General features: G+C 42.8%; 16 protein-coding genes and 4 tRNA genes. 7 read left to right on the forward strand and 13 right to left on the reverse strand.

Annotated features, from left to right (window positions below; all coding sequences use genetic code 11):
- Positions 1–7: 7 nt before the first annotated feature.
- The 4 genes from pstA to cueR all read right to left on the reverse strand — a co-directional run bounded on the left by pstA (position 8) and on the right by cueR (position 3,523).
- Positions 8–859: a phosphate ABC transporter permease PstA gene (gene pstA, locus DY200_RS06390; RefSeq protein ID WP_115587392.1), complete on the reverse strand. Its 852-nt coding sequence runs from the start codon at positions 857–859 to the stop codon at positions 8–10.
- Positions 859–1,812: a phosphate ABC transporter permease subunit PstC gene (gene pstC, locus DY200_RS06395; protein WP_115587393.1), complete on the reverse strand. Its 954-nt coding sequence runs from the start codon at positions 1,810–1,812 to the stop codon at positions 859–861. Before pstC ends, pstA begins: the two co-directional genes overlap by 1 nt.
- 148 nt (positions 1,813–1,960) lie before the next feature.
- Positions 1,961–3,004, reverse strand: a complete 1,044-nt coding sequence (gene pstS, locus DY200_RS06400; RefSeq protein WP_115587394.1) for a phosphate ABC transporter substrate-binding protein PstS — start codon at positions 3,002–3,004, stop codon at positions 1,961–1,963.
- A gap of 132 nt (positions 3,005–3,136) precedes the next feature.
- Complete coding sequence (gene cueR / locus DY200_RS06405; protein WP_115587395.1) at positions 3,137–3,523, reverse strand: Cu(I)-responsive transcriptional regulator; 387 nt, start codon at positions 3,521–3,523, stop codon at positions 3,137–3,139.
- A gap of 85 nt (positions 3,524–3,608) precedes the next feature.
- On the opposite strand from cueR, the gene DY200_RS06410 reads away from it, so the two are divergent.
- From DY200_RS06410 to DY200_RS06420, 3 genes are all read left to right on the forward strand, one after another.
- Positions 3,609–4,061, forward strand: a complete 453-nt coding sequence (locus DY200_RS06410) for a DUF411 domain-containing protein (protein ID WP_115587396.1) — start codon at positions 3,609–3,611, stop codon at positions 4,059–4,061.
- Between the two features lie 17 nt (positions 4,062–4,078).
- Complete coding sequence (locus DY200_RS06415; protein WP_115587397.1) at positions 4,079–4,279, forward strand: heavy-metal-associated domain-containing protein; 201 nt, start codon at positions 4,079–4,081, stop codon at positions 4,277–4,279.
- A gap of 105 nt (positions 4,280–4,384) precedes the next feature.
- On the forward strand, positions 4,385–6,535 hold the full coding sequence (locus tag DY200_RS06420) for a heavy metal translocating P-type ATPase (RefSeq protein WP_115587398.1): 2,151 nt from the start codon (positions 4,385–4,387) through the stop codon (positions 6,533–6,535).
- 233 nt (positions 6,536–6,768) lie between these two features.
- Here DY200_RS06420 and DY200_RS06425 read toward each other — a convergent pair whose 3' ends face one another.
- Together DY200_RS06425 and DY200_RS06430 are read right to left on the reverse strand one after the other, a co-directional pair.
- Positions 6,769–7,590, reverse strand: a complete 822-nt coding sequence (locus DY200_RS06425) for an SDR family NAD(P)-dependent oxidoreductase (protein ID WP_115587399.1) — start codon at positions 7,588–7,590, stop codon at positions 6,769–6,771.
- Between the two features lie 27 nt (positions 7,591–7,617).
- Positions 7,618–8,181: a nitroreductase family protein gene (locus DY200_RS06430; protein ID WP_172539927.1), complete on the reverse strand. Its 564-nt coding sequence runs from the start codon at positions 8,179–8,181 to the stop codon at positions 7,618–7,620.
- 111 nt (positions 8,182–8,292) lie between these two features.
- On the opposite strand from DY200_RS06430, the gene sppA reads away from it, so the two are divergent.
- The 4 genes from sppA (at position 8,293) to DY200_RS06450 (ending at position 12,962) form a co-directional block, all read left to right on the forward strand.
- Positions 8,293–10,149 carry a signal peptide peptidase SppA gene (sppA, locus tag DY200_RS06435; RefSeq protein WP_115587401.1) on the forward strand — a complete coding sequence of 619 codons (1,857 nt, stop codon included), beginning with the start codon at positions 8,293–8,295 and terminating at the stop codon, positions 10,147–10,149.
- 134 nt (positions 10,150–10,283) lie between these two features.
- Positions 10,284–11,051, forward strand: a complete 768-nt coding sequence (locus DY200_RS06440; RefSeq protein ID WP_115587402.1) for a ribonuclease T2 family protein — start codon at positions 10,284–10,286, stop codon at positions 11,049–11,051.
- Positions 11,052–11,570, forward strand: a complete 519-nt coding sequence (locus tag DY200_RS06445; RefSeq protein ID WP_172539913.1) for a SprT family zinc-dependent metalloprotease — start codon at positions 11,052–11,054, stop codon at positions 11,568–11,570.
- A gap of 105 nt (positions 11,571–11,675) precedes the next feature.
- On the forward strand, positions 11,676–12,962 hold the full coding sequence (locus tag DY200_RS06450) for an NAD(P)/FAD-dependent oxidoreductase (protein WP_115587404.1): 1,287 nt from the start codon (positions 11,676–11,678) through the stop codon (positions 12,960–12,962).
- A 190-nt stretch (positions 12,963–13,152) separates the two neighbouring features.
- Here DY200_RS06450 and DY200_RS06455 read toward each other — a convergent pair whose 3' ends face one another.
- The 7 genes from DY200_RS06455 to DY200_RS06485 form a co-directional block, all read right to left on the reverse strand.
- Complete coding sequence (locus tag DY200_RS06455) at positions 13,153–15,492, reverse strand: Tex family protein (protein WP_115587405.1); 2,340 nt, start codon at positions 15,490–15,492, stop codon at positions 13,153–13,155.
- A 74-nt stretch (positions 15,493–15,566) separates the two neighbouring features.
- Positions 15,567–16,115 carry a type IV pilus biogenesis/stability protein PilW gene (pilW, locus tag DY200_RS06460; protein WP_115587406.1) on the reverse strand — a complete coding sequence of 183 codons (549 nt, stop codon included), beginning with the start codon at positions 16,113–16,115 and terminating at the stop codon, positions 15,567–15,569.
- Between the two features lie 53 nt (positions 16,116–16,168).
- A complete protein-coding gene (gene rlmN / locus DY200_RS06465) occupies positions 16,169–17,350 on the reverse strand; it encodes a dual-specificity RNA methyltransferase RlmN (protein WP_115587407.1) in 1,182 nt (393 codons plus the stop codon).
- A gap of 249 nt (positions 17,351–17,599) precedes the next feature.
- Positions 17,600–17,675 (reverse strand) — tRNA-Val (locus tag DY200_RS06470).
- 51 nt (positions 17,676–17,726) lie between these two features.
- A tRNA-Val gene (locus tag DY200_RS06475) sits at positions 17,727–17,802 on the reverse strand.
- Between the two features lie 50 nt (positions 17,803–17,852).
- A tRNA-Val gene (locus DY200_RS06480) sits at positions 17,853–17,928 on the reverse strand.
- A 48-nt stretch (positions 17,929–17,976) separates the two neighbouring features.
- Positions 17,977–18,052 (reverse strand) — tRNA-Val (locus tag DY200_RS06485).
- Positions 18,053–18,100 lie beyond the last annotated feature (48 nt).

An 18,100-nucleotide genomic window follows, 5' to 3' on the forward strand; every position in this document is an offset into this window, starting at 1 on the left:
GCATTTCCTATTGTTGTTTCGGTTTGAAAAAGATACGGGTGAGAATATTTATACATAACACAAACCCGGTAATTAATGTTGCGCCAGCCCAAGCAAGGCTATTCCAATCTTGGAACGGACTTGCCGCATATTGATAAATGACCACCGGTAAGTTTGCCATCGGTGCGTTCATATCCAGCGAGCTGAATTGGTTTGAAAGTACGGTAAATAATAACGGTGCGGTTTCCCCCGAAATACGCGCCACCGCCAATAACACCCCGGTAATAATCCCTGAACGAGCCGCTTTATAACAAACCATCGTAATCATACGCCATTGCGGACAACCTAATGCCACAGCGGCTTCACGTAAGTTATTCGGAATCAGATTCAGCATACTGTCGGTAGTACGTACGACCACCGGAATCACTAAAATAGCGAGCGCAAAAGAACCCGCCCAACCTGAATAATGCTTCACATGCGAAACGTAAATCGCATAGATAAATAAACCGATAATAATCGACGGTGCCGAAAGTAAAATGTCGTTAAGGAAGCGGGTAACTTTTGCCAACTTACTGTAACGTCCGTATTCGGCTAAGTAAGTACCGGCTAAAATACCTACCGGCGTACCGATTAAAGTGGCGAAAACCAACATCATAAAGGAACCCATAATCGCATTACTTAAACCGCCAGTTTCATTCGGTGCCGGCGTCGGTAAGGTAAACAGGCTTAAAGAGAGTTCCGGAATTCCTTTATGAATTAGGGTAAATAAAATCCAACCTAGCCAAAACAGCCCGAACCCGACCGCAAAGAAAGAACCCGAGAGCATAACTTTGTTTACACATTTACGGCGGTAAAAACGCCCGTTTTTATTACGATACATTATTTCTTTCCTTCTTTTTGGGTCATTCTTAAAATCATTAAGCGAGAAATACTGAGTACGACCGTAGTAATTAAGAATAAGATTAAACCTAATTCCATCAATGCCGATTTTTGTAATCCGGTCGCCTCATTAAATTCATTCGCAATTGATGAAGCGATTGAAGCGGACGGTGAGAAGAGTGATTCAGGTAAGTTAAATGCATTACCGATTACGAAAGTGACCGCCATCGTTTCACCCAATGCGCGTCCGAGTCCTAACATCATACTGCCGACCACACCGGCTTTGGTGTAAGGCAAGACGATTTTCCATACCACTTCCCAAGTAGTTGAACCTAAGCCGTACGCACTTTCTTTCAACATCGGCGGAACTACGCCGAATACTTCTCGCATCATTGAAGCTATGTAAGGAATAATCATAATCGCCAGCACAAGTCCTGCGGTAAACAGCCCGATACCGAAAGGCGCACCGGAAAATAACACGCCGATCAGCGGTAAATCGCCCAATACTTCAATTAAAGTCGGTTGAATATATTCTTGGAACAGCGGTACAAAGACGAATAAGCCCCACATACCGTAGATAATCGAAGGAATCGCAGCCAACATTTCTACCGCTACGCCAATCGGCCGTTTCAACCATTCCGGTGCAAGTTCCGTTAAAAAAACCGCAATTCCGAAAGAAATCGGTACAGCAATCAATAACGCGATTAACGCAGAAATCAAAGTACCGATAACCGGTACCAGCGCACCGAAATTCTCATTAATCGGATCCCAATCGTTTGTCCATAAGAAACTTAGACCAAAGCGTGTTAATGAATCCCAGCTGCCAATAACTAATGAAATCAAAATGGCTGCCAACATCGCAAAGACAATCCAAGCAAAAAATTGTGTTGTATGCTTAAATAACCCTTCCGCTAAAGGATGATTTAAACAGCCCGGTTTATGAATATTCGACATAAAAAACTCCAATGTTTTATCTTGGTGCTTATTTTAAAAAAAGAATATGACAGTTTTATGACATTGCCGTCACACAAAAACAAAAGCGGCTGAATCTAAAGTTTACAAAAAACACTTCAAATTCAACCGCTTATTTCTTATTTAACGATTAGCGAACCGCTTTACCGTCTTTATCTTTTACTTCGTTTTGCCATTTTTGTTTGATTTTAGCAACTACTTCATCCGGTAACGGCACATAATCTAACTCCGACGCCGCATTTTTACCTTTTTCAAATGCCCAATCGAAGAAATCAAACACCGCTTTGGTTGCGGTCGGATTATCCGCTTGTTGATGGACAAGGATAAAACTTGCCGCCGTAACAGGCCATGAGTTATCGCCGCTTTCATTGGTTAGCACAATGCCCATACCTTTCGCTTTATCCCACTGCGCATTTGCAGCCGCCGCCATAAAACTTTCGCGTGACGGTTGTACAAATTTACTCGCTTGGTTTTGTAACGAAGCCCAAGCTAAGTTATTTTGTTTCGCATAAGCATATTCCACATAACCGATAGAATATTTAAGTTGTTTCACATAAGCGGCTACACCTTCATTACCTTTACCGCCTTGACCGGTAGGCCATTTAACCGATTTACCTTCACCGACTTTTTCTTTCCATTCCAGTGACACTTTTGATAAATAGTTAGTCCAACCGAATGTTGTACCAGAACCGTCCGAACGACGTACTACAACAATACTTTTATCCGGTAAATTTAATGAACCGTTCAACGCTTTAATCGCAGGGTCATTCCATTTGGTAATTTTACCGAGGAAAATATCCGCTAATACCGCACCGGATAATTTTAATTCACCCGCTTTAAATTCCGGTAAATTTACCACCGGTACCGTACCGCCGATAATTGCCGGGAATTGTAACAATTTATGTTGATCCAATAATTCCGCTTTCATCGGGTCGTCCGACGCACCGAAATCAATCGTTTTTGCAATAATTTGTTGCTGACCGCCGCCGGAACCGATAGATTGATAATTAACTTTATTGCCTGTTTCTTTCTCATAAAGTGAAGCCCATTTCGCATAAATAGGATATGGGAATGAAGCACCTGCACCGGTAATCGTTTCAGCATAGCTTGATGCCATTACGCCTAATGAAAGTCCAATTACAACGAATTTTTTAGCTGCTTTTACCAATAACATATTGTTCTCCTCATTGATGTTTGAACTAGCTGTTTGGAATAGATTATTTGGTTTACGCGCATTCTAAAAAAACAATATGACGATTTGATGACAATTTAAAAAATAATAAAACACCGACTGGTTGCAAAAAATTTAACGTTTTAAACCGCTTAATATCGAACATTCCGGACTGTCGTTACCGCAACAGGACTTACTCCAACTTTTTAATAATGTCAGCATTTGCTGTAAATCGGTAATTTTCTGCTGAAGTTCTTCAATATGTTGTTCGGTAAGTTTCTTTACTTCGCGACTGGTGCGATGCGGATCATCATTTAGTTTTAATAATTCGCTGATCTGCACTAAAGAAAATCCAACCTTACGCGCATTACTAATAAAGTGTAACCGTTCTAAATCCGCCGCCGAATAAATTCGATAGCCGCTACTTGAACGAGTTGCTTGCGGCAATAAACCGGCTTTTTCATAATCCCGAATTTGTTTTGCCGATAATTCGGTATGTTTTGCTGCTTGACTAATATTCATTCTGTTACCTCTTGACCTTAACCTAGGGTTAAGGATTAGCATATAAAGAAATTCAGTATTCGTCATTCTTTTTTATGAGGTAACTATGAAATTTCATCTGTTAAAAGCCGTTTCACTTTGTGCAATGCTTGCGACTCCTTCTTTTGTTTATGCAGTCAATAATATTGAAGTATGGAAAAGCCCGACTTGCGGTTGCTGTAACTTTTGGATTGATCATTTAAAACAGCACGGTTTTAACGTAACGGCAAATGACACCGGCAATGCTCATATACACAATACATTACAATTAAAACCCAAGTTGCAAGCCTGCCATAGTGCGGTAGTGGACGGTTATTTGATTGAAGGTCACGTGCCGGCACAGGACATCGAACGTTTACTCAAAGAAAAACCGGCTGATGCGGTAGGTCTAATCGTACCGGAAATGCCGCTTGGCTCGCCGGGTATGGATCAGCCGAAACATATGGGGCATAAAGATAAATATGATGTGCTGTTACTTAAAAAAGACGGCACAACCACCATTTTCAATTCATACAACTAATCATTAGGAGAAACAAAATGTCAATTACACTCAAACTTGACGGCTTACATTGCGGTAACTGCGTAAAAAGCGTTGAAAAAGCCTTAAATGCTGTAGAAGGCGTGACTAAAGCGACCGTAACTTTAGATCCGCAACAAGCGATTGTAGAAGGATCCGCTAACGCAGACGTACTGATTGCCGCCGTTGATGATATTGGTTTTGAAGCGGAAGTTATTTAATCCTGATCATTATTGGTATTCAAAGAAAATCCCCTCTTTACTAAAGAGGGGAAAAAAATATAAAGACCACTATTTCCGTGGTTAAACTTACCGGAAAGAAACGATATGGCTAAAGAACAGCAACTTTTAATTGACGGTATGCACTGTGCCGCTTGCGTGCGTCGGGTTGAAAAAATCTTGATGAAAGTGGACGGCGTCACTTTTGCTTCGGTCAATCTTGCCGATCAAACCGCATTTGTACAAGGCGAAGCTGATCCTCAGGCAATGGTGCAAGCGGTCGAAAAAATCGGTTTCGGTGCGGGGATTTTAGAAAGCGAACAAGAACGCCGAGCCAAACAACAAGCCCAAACCCAGCGCACTTTAAGCCATAAAAAATGGCAATTTATTATGGCGTTAATTGTCGGTTTCGGCTTAGTCGTATTGGGACTGGTTATCGGTATGATCCCAAACTCAACCAATTTAATGTATTGGTTTATCGCCGCAGCCGTCAGCTTATTTACAATGTATTTTGCCGGTAAAGATTTCTTTATCGGTGCATGGGTCAGCCTTAAAAATAAAGCCTCCACTATGGACACCTTAGTCGCTCTCAGTACCGGTGTCGCTTGGCTCTACTCCTTCTGGCTAACACTCTTTCCTCAACCACAAGCACACGTTTACTATGAAGCCAGCGTGATGATTATCGGCTTTATCAATCTTGGTAAATTTCTTGAACTAAAAGCCAAACAACGTTCCTCACTTGCCTTAGAAAAATTACTCGATCTCGCTCCGCAACAAGCGGTCGTTTTTGATCAAAATAATGCAACACAAACCATTCCGGTCAAAGGCATCAAGCCGGAAATGCGTGTGCAGGCACTCACCGGCGATCGCCTTGCGGTGGACGGCAGATTGGAAAGCGGTTCTATTTGGGTCGATGAATCAATGCTGACCGGCGAAGCGTTACCGATTGAGAAAAAAGTCGGCGATAAAGTACGTGCCGGAACGCTAATTCAAGACGGAGCGGGTATCTATATTGCCGAACAAGTCGGTAGCCAAACCGCCCTTGCTCGTGTGATTAATGCCGTGCGTCACGCACAATCAAGTAAACCACCGCTCGCCCAGTTTGTCGATAAAGTGGCAAGTGTTTTCGTACCGGTTGTGGTTTCAATTGCGTTGATAAGCGGTCTAGTTTGGCTATTCTTAGGCAAAGACTTTTCATTTGCCCTCTCGATTTTTACCACCGTATTAATTATCGCTTGCCCCTGTGCGCTCGGTTTGGCAATTCCGCTTTCCACCATTGCCGGCGTGGCTCGTGCCGCTGAATTCGGCGTATTAGTACGGAATATCGAGGCTTTGCAAGCCAGTTCTGAAATTGACACACTGGTGTTCGATAAAACCGGCACACTTACTACCGGCGAGATGACGGTTTCGGATATCCAAACTTTTAACGGTTTCGAGCCGAATCGAGTGTTGCAACTGGCAAAAAGTTTAGAAGTCCACGCTTCTCACCCGATTGCCAAAGCGATTGTAAAATTTGCTGAAAATCAGACCGCTTGTGAAGTTACAAACGTGCAAGTAGTTAAAGGAGCGGGGATTGTTGCCAACTTAGGCGAAGCTCAAATCAAAGTCGGTAATGCGAAGTTTGTCAATTTTTCCGGGAATTTAACCGCTTCTCGATCCACGCAAATTTTTGTGGCGGTAAATGAACAATTAGCCGGTATTCTGTCGGTGGAAGATCAGCTGCGTGACGAATCCAAAGCGATGATTGAAAAATTTAAAGCTCAAGGTTATCAATGCTTAATGCTTACCGGCGACCGCCAATCAACCGCCGAATATTTCGCGCAACAACTCGGTTTAGACGGTGTGATCGCCGAAGTTTTACCGGAGCAAAAAGCGGATAAAATTCGTGAGTTACAAGCACAAGGTAAAAAAGTGGCGATGATTGGTGACGGGATTAACGATGCGCCGGCTCTTGCTCAAGCAAATGTGGGAATTGCGATGCACAACGGCTCGGATATTGCGGTCGAAACTGCTGATCTCTCGCTGATGCAACACGGCTTAATACCGGTAGTACAAATTCTACCGTTTGCCAAACAAGTCTTACGCAATATGAAGCAAAGTTTGCTCGGGGCATTTATGTATAACGTGATTGCCATTCCGATTGCCGCCGGTGTACTTTACCCGTTTACCGGCTGGCTGCTCAACCCGATGATCGCCGCCGTTGCGATGACAATGTCTTCTATCACCCTAGTGCTGAATAGTCAGAGATTGTTGAAGTAGTTAGTTTCCCCCACGCACTAAGCCGTACGTGGTTACAATCAGCCTTCGGCTGAGTGAGCCACTCTGTGGCTCTATATTTTCTCTAACTTCCAGCCCTAGCAGGGCTGAATTATGCTTAACCTAGTACGGCTCTGCCGTGCTAGGGTTTTGGCAAAAAATTAACCACGGAATACACGGTTCAACTCGGAAATATTATTCGGGGTAATCCGTGTATTCCTTGGTTTCATTTGCTACTAACCACCGGACTTACGGCACACAAAATCAAACCATGTAGTCGGTAAAATGCGTCTTAGCCACCAGAACAGTTTAGTTGGGAAAGTGACTTGATAGCGAGCTTTCGGTTTACTATCGCTTAAGGCTTTCAGGCAGGCTTCCGCCACCGCTGATGCCGGTTTAGCAAACGGGTTATCATTCTTTTTAGTTGCCAAACGCTGATATTGTTTTTGGTTAAATGCCGTTTTAGCGGTATGTTCCACATTAATATATTTATTAAGTTTATCCAAAGAATTAGAACGGAAATCGCTTAAAATCGGGCCCGGTTCAATCAAACTGACATAAATATTCGAGCCGTGTAATTCGTGACGTAACGTATCCGCCATGCCTTCCACCGCAAATTTAGAGGCATTATAAGCACCTCGAAAGTGCATTGCGGCAAAGCCTAGAATACTGCTGGTGAGTAAAATACGTCCGTGATTCTGCGCTCGGAAAATTTTAAGTGCGTGATTCATCACTTCCCACACACCGAATACATTGATTTCAAATAACTCACGTAACGCCTCACGCGGTAAATCTTCCACGCAACCCGGCTGTCCTTGCCCTGCATTGCAAAATACTGCATCCAAGCCACCGCTTGCTTTTATATATTCAAAGGCTTGGGCAATTTGTGCCGAATCTTGCACGTCAAGCCGAATGCATTCGAAGCCTTCCGATTGCAAGCGGTCGATATCCGCCGATTTTCTGCAACTGGCAATCACTCGCCAGCCGTTTTCTTTCAATAATTTGGCGGTCGCATAACCGATACCGGAAGAACAACCGGTGATTAGAATCGTCTTCATACTTTCCTCTAATACGCCCTGCAATCGTTAGCGAATCACGCTCACAAAGCCTTCCGTTTCTTCCGCTTCTCGTGCCAACGAAATACCGTCATCTTCCTTCGGAGATCCGACTAACAATAAACCGATTACTTTATCACCGGCACGGCAACCGAACATTTCACGCAATAGTGAGCCTTCCACCCATTTTTTGCTAATCCAAACCGTTTCAAAGCCTTGAGCATTAGCGGCTAGCTGCATCGCATAAGTCGCACAGCCGGCTGTCACAATTTGCTCCCACGCCGGTACTTTCGGTGATTCGTGATTAATTTTTGCCACAATGCCGATCACCATCGGCGCTTGGCCGGAAAGTTTTTCCGCCTTAGCCGCATTTTTCTCATCCATATTAAATTCCACTGCGGCAGCGGCTAAACATTCGCGTAATTTCGGCATTCCGCTTTTTTCGATCACCACAAAATGATAAGGCTTCATTTTGCCGTGATCCGGCGCACGCAACGCGGCTTTAATCATATTTTCAACTTGCTCCGCAGAGGGGGCAATTTCACCAAATTTTTTATTTGAACGGCGGCGATGTAATAAATCTAAAATTTCCATAGTCTGCTGTACTTTATGTAAAAATTGGCTTAAGAATAACATATTTTATTAATTCTAAGCCGTTTTTATGGTAGCTTATCCCACAAAATACTTACACTCATTAGGACTAATATGTTAAAAATGTTGAAAGGGCTTTATCAGATTTTCCGCTGTATTCGAGAATTTGTCTTAAGCCTATTCTTTATTATTTTCGTACTGATTTGTTTTGCACTTACCACATTATTACAACAAGAATCAAAACATCAAAATCAACAACCTTTTTTCGAAAAAGGGGCATTACAACTCAATTTAGACGGTTACTTAGCCGATAATCATGACGAATACGGTGATTTACACCGCTTAATTCAAAACGAGTTAGGCAATAATGAACCGATAAAAATCTCAACCTTTGATGTAGCTCGTAGCATCAATAAAGCCATGAAAGATGAACGTATTACCGGTTTAGTATTGGATTTAGGTTATTTCCAAGGTGGGGATGTTGCCTCACTACAATTTATTGGCGCTCAAATCGAATACTTCAAGCAATCGGGTAAACCGGTTATTGCTATTGGTGAACAATACAGCCAAGCACAATATTATTTGGCAAGTTTTGCCGATAAGATTTACCTGAATAAAGCCGGTTTTGTTGATATTCATGCACTCAGCTATAGCAATATCTATTTCAAAGCCTTGCTCGACAAAATTGAAGCTGTTCCACATATTTTCCGTGTCGGTACTTACAAATCGGCTGTAGAGCCGTTCATTCGTGATGATATGTCACCAGAAGCAAAACAAAACGCACAAACATGGCTCACATCAATCTGGAATAATGTCCGCCAAGACATTGCGCGCAATCGCCAAATTCAGCCGGAACAAGTTCTACCGGATAGCCAAACTTATATCGCAAAATATAAAGCATTAAAAGGCGACGATGCGCAATATGCATTAAATCAAAAATTAATTACGGAAGTTACCACACCAAGTCAAATTCAAACCACTTTAATTCAACAATTCGGAGCAGATAAAGAGGGTAACTATAATCACATTGATTATTTTGATTATGCTCACGGGCTTACAGATCGTTTTCATGTTAAAGCCGAAAACAAAATTGCAATTATTAACGTAGAAGGTCAAATCGTTAGTGGCAAAAGCTCTCAAAATTCAGCGGGCAGCGACACCATTGTTAAACAGTTACGCAAAGCACGTGAAGACAAAAATGTGAAAGGCGTTATTTTACGAGTAAATAGCCCTGGCGGTAGCGCAATGGCTTCGGAAATTATTCGCCAAGAATTAGAAGCAATTCAACTTGCCGGTAAACCGGTAGTGACATCAATGGGCGGTATGGCGGCTTCAGGCGGTTATTGGATTTCAGCGACCAGCGATAAAATTATCGCCAGCCCGACTACCATTACTGGCTCTATCGGGATTTTCGGCTTAGCAACCAGCTTTGAAAAAACCGCTAAAAATTTAGGTGTAACAGAGGACGGTATTTCACTTTCACCATTTGCCTCTTCCAGCCCGTTAAAAACGCTGCCGAAAGAACAAGCGGAAGTAATTCAAATCAGCATTGAAAATGGCTACGACCGATTCCTAGAATTGGTCAGCCGCGGACGAAATATCCCTAAACAGGCAGTAGATAAAATTGCACAAGGACAAGTTTGGTCAGGTGAAGATGCACTAAAACACGGTTTAGTGGATGAATTAGGTGATTTTGACACCGCTTATGACGTTATCACCGAATTAGTCAATCAACAACGCAAAGCAAAAGGCGAAGCCGCAATCGAACACTTTAGAGCGCAATGGTTTATTGACAGTGATGATAGTCTACTAGGTTCATTCCTAAAAGGCTCTAAACTCAAATTCCAATTGAGTTCATGGTTAGGGCTTCCAGTTGCAACTCAAGCCCAACAATCGCTCGAATTACTGCAACAGTTTAACGATCCTAAACATGCCTATTTATATTGCCTCAGCTGCGGCACGATAAAATAGCCTGTTACAAGCGGTTAAATTTGCAAATTTTTTCGCAAATCCGACCGCTTATTTTTTCTTCCCTCACCTCTCTTTTTTGTTTATAGTAGCGCCCTTTCCAATTATCTAAATTAGCATTTCTAATCCCATTAAATATGAACCAAAAGCAACTTATAAAACTAGCCGTGTTACTGATTATTGCGGCAATCTCTTATTTTTTCGGTAATCAAAGTAATAAGTCAGAACCGGTTAAGCAGCCACAGCCGCAGCAACAAAACGACTACGCAACGGAAACCGATACGCCGATTGCCAAAGCACCACAAGCACAATCAGCCTCTGTGACTCAAGCCGCGCTTTCGATGAATTATGATTCCAAAATGTATGAAGATAAAATCGGGCAAAATAAGCACGCACCGGTTGATTACTATATGTTAGCGCTTTCTTGGTCACCGGCTTTTTGTGAATCACAACGCAATAAAAACCAAGGTGATGTGCCGCAACGTTTAGCTTATCAATGCGCCGATAGTCAAAACTTCGGCTGGGTTATTCACGGTTTATGGCCACAAAATGCTAAAGCTCGTTCGGTTGATCAACATCCTCGTTATTGCCAAGGCGATTTACCGGAAGTTTCCGCAAAAACTATTGAGCAATATCTACCGGAATCACCGGGAGCGGCCTTATTACAAGGCGAATGGGAAAAACACGGCAGTTGCGCTTTCGATAGTGCAGAAAGCTATTTTGCCAAACAAAAAGAGTTGTTTTACAGCCTGAAACTACCGGCAAAAAATCTACGCCGAAATGATTTATTCCAATGGATGCGTAAACATAATCCGCAGCTACGCGGTGTTTATTTAGGCGCAAGCAAAACCGAACTCTACGTTTGCTACGATAAAAAATGGCAACCAATGGACTGCCCGAAATAAATGACGGAATCAGTCTCAAATACTGCTCTCATGCGTCAGCTCAAGATGCAAGTTCAGCGTCAGCTAAAACGCAATTTGGAGCAAGCCAATACTCACTTCAATAAAACTTTTATACCGCCTACGGTCAGCTATGCCGTGCGTGGTGTAAAAGCCGGTGTCGCCTATCTGCAACGTAATGAAATTCGCTTTAATCCCGTTTTATTGGCGGAAAACGGGCAATCCTTTATTCAACAAGTGGTACCGCACGAACTTGCTCACGCTTTGGTTTATCAACAGTTCGGGCGAGTTCAACCGCACGGCAAAGAATGGAAAATGATGATGGAGCAAGTTTTCGGCGTACCGGCGGAAACCTATCATTGTTTCGATACGCAAAATGTCGTCGGCAAACAATTTGCCTATCAGTGCGGTTGTCAAACGCATCTACTCTCTTTACGTCGTCATAATGCCATCGTACGAGATGGTCGCCGCTATCTCTGTAAGCAGTGTAAACAAATCCTCACTTCCAAAGACAATTTGTAACAATCGTTAAAATAACGTTAAAAGGTACTAGACATTATTCTATAAGCGCCTAAAATTAACGCAATTTTTTGACTTTTATCAATTTATTATCATTTGGAGTATTTTATGACAATGGAAACCATCGTGGTCGTGGGTGGTGGAGCTGGCGGTTTAGAGCTTGCTACCTACCTTGGCAATAAATTAGGTCGTAAGAATAAAGCGAAAGTCATTCTTATCGATCGTAATGCAACCCACCTTTGGAAACCTCTTTTACACGAAGTTGCAACTGGTTCTTTAGATGAAGGCATCGATGCGCTTAGCTATCGTGCGCATGCCAAAAATCATGCTTTCGAGTTTCAACAAGGGACTTTAACGTCGGTTAATCGTGATAAAAAAGAAATCACGCTTGCACCGATTTATAACGAACAGAATCAGTTATTGGTTAAAGAACGTCATATCGCTTACGATAAATTAGTGATTGCGATCGGCAGTAAATCGAACGATTTCAATACCAAAGGCGTAGCGGAACACTGCATTTTCTTAGATGGCTCGGAACAAGCGAAACAATTCCAAAAACGTATGATGGAATTATTCTTACATTTCTCGCACAGCGAAGATCAAGATGTAAAAATTGCGATCGTCGGCGGTGGTGCAACCGGTATCGAACTTTCCGCCGAGCTTTATAATACGGTTAAACATTTAAACGAATACGGTTTCGGTAAATTACACCGAGCCAGTTTGAAAGTGACGTTAATCGAAGCGGGTCCTCGTTTAATTCCGGCATTAACCGAAAAAGTATCCGCTTCGGCTTTAGCGGAATTGCGCAAAGCCGGCGTGGACGTTCGTTTAAATACGATGATTACCGAAGCGGTGGAAGACGGCTTAATCACCAAAGACGGCGAAAAAATTGAAGCCAATCTGATGGTTTGGGCGGCAGGGATTAAAGCGCCCGAGTTTGTCAAGGAATTCGGTTTTGAAACTAATCGTCTCAACCAAATTGAAATCAAAGAGACCTTACAAACCACGGTAGATGATTCGGTATATGTTATCGGCGACTGCGCCTCATTAATCCAAGACGGCAAAGCGATTCCGCCGCGTGCGCAAGCCGCACACCAAATGGCGACCCAATGCGGTAAAAACATTGTTGCCTTACTTGAAGGTAAAGAGCAAAAACCGTTTAAATTCAATGATAAAGGCTCTCTGCTTTCGTTCTCTCATTTCGGCACGGTCGGTAACTTGATGGGTAACTTAATGAGCGGCGATATGTTTATCGAAGGTAAAATCGCACGCCTTGCATACCTCTCTCTATATCGTATGCACCAAGTCGCTTTACACGGTTGGGTAAAAACCGCTCTGATTTTATTCGTCGGTCAAATTAACCGCTTCCTCAGACCGTCAATGAAATTACACTAAGCAAAACAAGCGGTTATATTTCCGCAAAATTTTGCAAAAATTAACCACGGAATACACAGACTACTCGGAAATTTTATTCAGTGTAATCAGTGTGTTCCGTGGTTTTATTTAAGCTATATTCTACTCTCTCCCCTTGTGAGAGAGAGACAGCTTGTTGCAGCGTTTAGTGAAAACAAGCAGAGAGAGGGAATTACTTCTTCCAACCTTTTAACGCATCGGCAAACGCATTGTTGGCGAACTGATTACGTTGCGATTTATTGCCTGATAAGCGGTCGGATTTTTCGTTATTTTTGCGATTTTCTTGCGGATTTCGACCGCTTGTCGGTTTGTCGGTCGGCTTGTCTTCTAAACGCATAGTGAGCGCAATACGTTTACGCTGTATGTCCACTTCCAACACTTTCACCTTCACCAAATCGCCAACTTTCACCACTTTGTGCGGATCTTCCACGAAGCTGTTCGATAACATTGAAATATGCACCAAACCGTCTTGGTGTACGCCAATATCCACAAAAGCACCGAAATTTGCCACATTAGTTACCGTCCCTTCTAAGATCATACCGACTTTCAGATCTTTAATATCTTCTACGCCGTCCATAAAGGTGGCGGTTTTAAATTCACCACGCGGATCGCGCCCCGGTTTTTCCAGCTCTTTGAAAATATCGTTTACAGTCGGTAAACCGAATTGCTCGTCCACGAAATCTTTTGCATTCAACTGATGCATACGAGTCGCATTGCCCATTAATTCAGCAAGAGTCGAATCGGTTGCTTGGAGAATTTTTTCCACCACAGGATAAGCCTCCGGATGCACACTCGAAGCATCTAACGCATTTTTACCACCGACAATTCGCATAAAACCGGCACACTGTTCAAAGGCTTTCGGCCCTAAACGAGGTACTTTTTTCAGGTCGGAACGTGCATTAAAACGTCCGTTTTCATCACGAAACGCTACGATATTTTGCGCTAGTGTTTTGCTCATACCGGCAACACGAGCCAATAACGGTGCGGAAGCGGTATTAAGATCCACCCCAACCGCATTTACACAGTCTTCAACCACCGCATCAAGTTTGCGAGCCAGTTGCGACTGGTTTACATCGTGCTGATACTGCCCAACACCAATCGCTTTCGGTTCGATTTTTACCAATTCCGCAAGTGGATCTTGTAAACGGCGAGCAATCGATACCGCCCCACGTAATGAAACATCCAATTCAGGGAATTCATTTGCCGCTAATTCGGAAGCTGAATAAACCGAAGCGCCTGCCTCACTGACCACCACGGTTTGCGGAATCAACATCTCCGGTTTGCTTTCTTTGATCTGCTTTAAAACGTCCTTGGCAAAACGTTCCGTTTCACGAGAAGCCGTACCGTTACCGATCGCAATCAGCTCAACATTATGCTGCTTAATTAATTTATACAGCGAAACTTCCGCCGCTGCTTTGCCTGTTGTGTGCGGATAAATGGTGTCGGTCGCCAATAATTTACCGGTATTATCCACCACAGCCACTTTCACACCGGTTCGTAAGCCCGGGTCTAAGCCCATGGTATTTTTTGCGCCTGCCGGTGCCGCCATTAATAACGCAGACAGATTGCGAGCAAATACGTCAATCGCTTCTTCTTCCGCTTTCTCGCGCAATGCGCCCATTAATTCGGTTTCCAAATGAAGTGCAGCTTTAATTTTCCAAGTCCAAGCAATCACTTGTTCACGCCATTTGTCTGCCGGTTGTTGATTGAATACCACACCTAAATGCTGGCGAATAATTTCTTCGCAATGGCTTGTTCGAGCGCCTTCTTCCGCTTCAGGATCCGCATTTAACGAAAGCGATAATACGCCTTCGTTTCTGCCTCGGAACATCGCTAACGCACGGTGCGAAGGTACAGATTTAAACGGTTCGCTATGCGCAAAATAATCGCGGAATTTTTCGCCTTCTTCTTCCTTACCTTCAATTACTTTTGATTCTAGCGTTGCGTAAGCGGTCAAATATTGGCGTAATTTTGCAAGTAATTCGGCATCTTCTGAAAAACGCTCCATCAGAATATAACGTGCACCGTCTAACGCAGATTTAACATCAGCTACACCTTTTTCTGCATCAACAAAAGTTTCCGCTAACACTTCCGGTGATTGGCTCGGATCATTCCATAAGCTATCAGCCAGCGGCTCAAGACCTGCTTCAATCGCAATTTGCCCACGAGTACGGCGTTTTGGTTTATAAGGCAGATAAAGATCTTCTAATTCGGTTTTACTTTCGGTCGTTTCGATCTTTGCTCGTAATTCATCCGTCAATTTACCTTGTTCTTCAATTGATTTAAGGATCGTTTGACGACGATCATCTAACTCACGTAAATAAATTAAACGTGTTTCAAAATGACGTAATTGAGTATCATCTAAACCGCCGGTGACTTCTTTACGATAACGAGCGATAAATGGAATGGTATTACCCTCATCGAGTAATTTGATTGCAGCGAGGATTTGGTGTGAGCCAACAGAAAGTTCTGTGGCAATAATCTGGCTAATTTGTGTATTGAGCTCTGACATTGCGTTTTCCTAACAAATAAAATTCGCTTTATTTTAGCAGTAAAAAAGACAATGCCCAAAAATAAAAGTTCGAGCTAGCGCAGTACCGCCGCTCTTGCTTTATCCAGCTTTTCTAATTGGCTTAACGCTTCGTTTACTTTAGCTAAATTCGGCTCTTGTTTGGCACACAACACGATATTTTCCAAGCTATCCGCTTGATGATAGTAAGGCTGCTCACTTTTCACCGCTTGCTCAAACTGCTGATATGCCTGATCAAATTTGGCTTGTTTACATAGAAAAGTACCGTAATTATTTAAAACATCCGGACGGTTATTACTCAGCTTCAATGCTTGCTGATACTCTTGTTCCGCATGAGTTTGATCACCGATTTGCTGATAGTAATAAGCTAAAACGGAATGAGGTAAGTAATCGTTTTGATCATGGCTTAGCGCTTTATCAATATTCTCTTTCGCTTTGGGTAAATCATGTTGATCGAGATACGCTAAGGCTAAATTGATACGGGCTTTAACCGCTTCCGAACGATTAAAGGTAGTTTGGGAGGTTGGAAGCTGAGAAGAACAACCGAACAGCACAGATAACAGCATACAAGCGGTCAAATTTCGCAAAAATTTTGCAAAGTTCATATTGTTCTCCTCAAGATATACTCCCTTCGCTTAGTTGCTTAGGGAGAAATTGATTAATGGTTTTGCACCGCGATACCTTTGCCAAACTTACGTTTTTCCATAGTACGTTTGGTTCGGTCGATGACATCACCGGCAAGCTGACCGCAAGCGGCATCAATATCATCACCACGTGTTTTACGTACAATTACCGTAAAACCGTATTCCATTAACGTTTTTTGGAAACGATCCACTCGGCTATTTGAACTCTTACCGTAAGGTGCTTCCGGGAACGGGTTCCATGGAATGAGGTTGATCTTACACGGTGTATTTTTTAATACTTCGGCTAACTGATGCGCGTGTTCCGTACCGTCATTAACGTGATCTAATAACACGTATTCAATCGTTACTTTACCGTGGTTCGCATTCGACACTTCAAGGTATTTATGCACTGAATCCATCAACATTTCGATATTATACTTTTTGTTAATCGGCATAATTTCATCACGCAATTCATCATTTGGTGCATGCAATGAAATCGCTAATGCTACGTCAATTTTTTCACGCATAATATCAAGCGCCGGCACGACTCCCGCAGTTGAAAGTGTTACACGGCGTTTTGATAAACCGTATGCAAAGTCATCCAACATAATTTCCATTGCCGGAATCACGTTATTTAAGTTGAGTAACGGTTCGCCCATCCCCATCATTACCACGTTGGTAATCGGACGCACACCGGTTATCCCGAAGTTACCAATGATTTTCGAAGCTCGCCATACCTGACCGATAATCTCGGAAACGGTTAAGTTACGGTTAAAACCTTGTTGAGCGGTTGAACAGAATTTACAGGCTAACGCACAACCAACTTGAGAAGAAACGCATAAAGTCGCACGGTCATCTTCCGGGATATATACGGTTTCGATTTGCTGATCACCCACCTGCATCGCCCATTTGATTGTGCCGTCGCTTGAACGCTGTTCGACAGAGACTTCCGGCGCTTTGATTTCTGCAATTTGTTTTAATTTTTCACGCAATACTTTATTGATATTGCTCATATTATCGAAATTGTCTTCACCGAAATGGTAAATCCATTTCATTAATTGGTCGGCACGAAACGGTTTTTCACCCATTTCGGCAAATAACTCACGCATCTCTTGGCGCGTTAAGTTCATTAGATTAATTTTTTCTGATTTAGGGTGTTGTACGGCGACATTCGTTGCTTGAATTTCGCTCGCACAAGTTTGGGTTTGTTCTGACATGAGAGTAAAAGCCTCGTTGTTACACGGTTTACGGCAAAAGGATTAGTTTTGCAGGTTGATAAAATAAAAAAGACCGCAAATTTTACTCGTCAATCAGTATTAAGGCTAGTGATTTTTAAACGAAATAGGAAGTTTTTAATTTGATGTTTGCGATCAAGATCGCAAAAAAGCGACAAAATATAAGAATAAAAAGCAAAACAGCCAATTTTAAATACTATTTGATGGTGAATTATAAAGATAAGGAAATAGTGGTGGGCGATACCGGTCTCGAACCAGTGACCCCCTCCTTGTAAGGGAGGTGCTCTCCCAACTGAGCTAATCGCCCTCATGATATAACATTTTGCTATAACTTGAAGTTTATGATGAGAATCTAAAGTGGTGGGCGATACCGGTCTCGAACCAGTGACCCCCTCCTTGTAAGGGAGGTGCTCTCCCAACTGAGCTAATCGCCCACTTGAGATTTCATCAAAGGGAATTGAAAAACGGAACACTTGTTGAAAAGTGGTGGGCGATACCGGTCTCGAACCAGTGACCCCCTCCTTGTAAGGGAGGTGCTCTCCCAACTGAGCTAATCGCCCGTTTTCAATTATTTAGATTGTAATCAACACGAAACACTTATTGGAAAGTGGTGGGCGATACCGGTCTCGAACCAGTGACCCCCTCCTTGTAAGGGAGGTGCTCTCCCAACTGAGCTAATCGCCCGTGTTGTGGAGTGGCATTATAGAGATTTTTCATTGATCGTCAAACGCT

Source organism: Actinobacillus lignieresii (assembly GCF_900444945.1).
In the GTDB taxonomy this organism is placed as follows: domain Bacteria; phylum Pseudomonadota; class Gammaproteobacteria; order Enterobacterales; family Pasteurellaceae; genus Actinobacillus; species Actinobacillus lignieresii.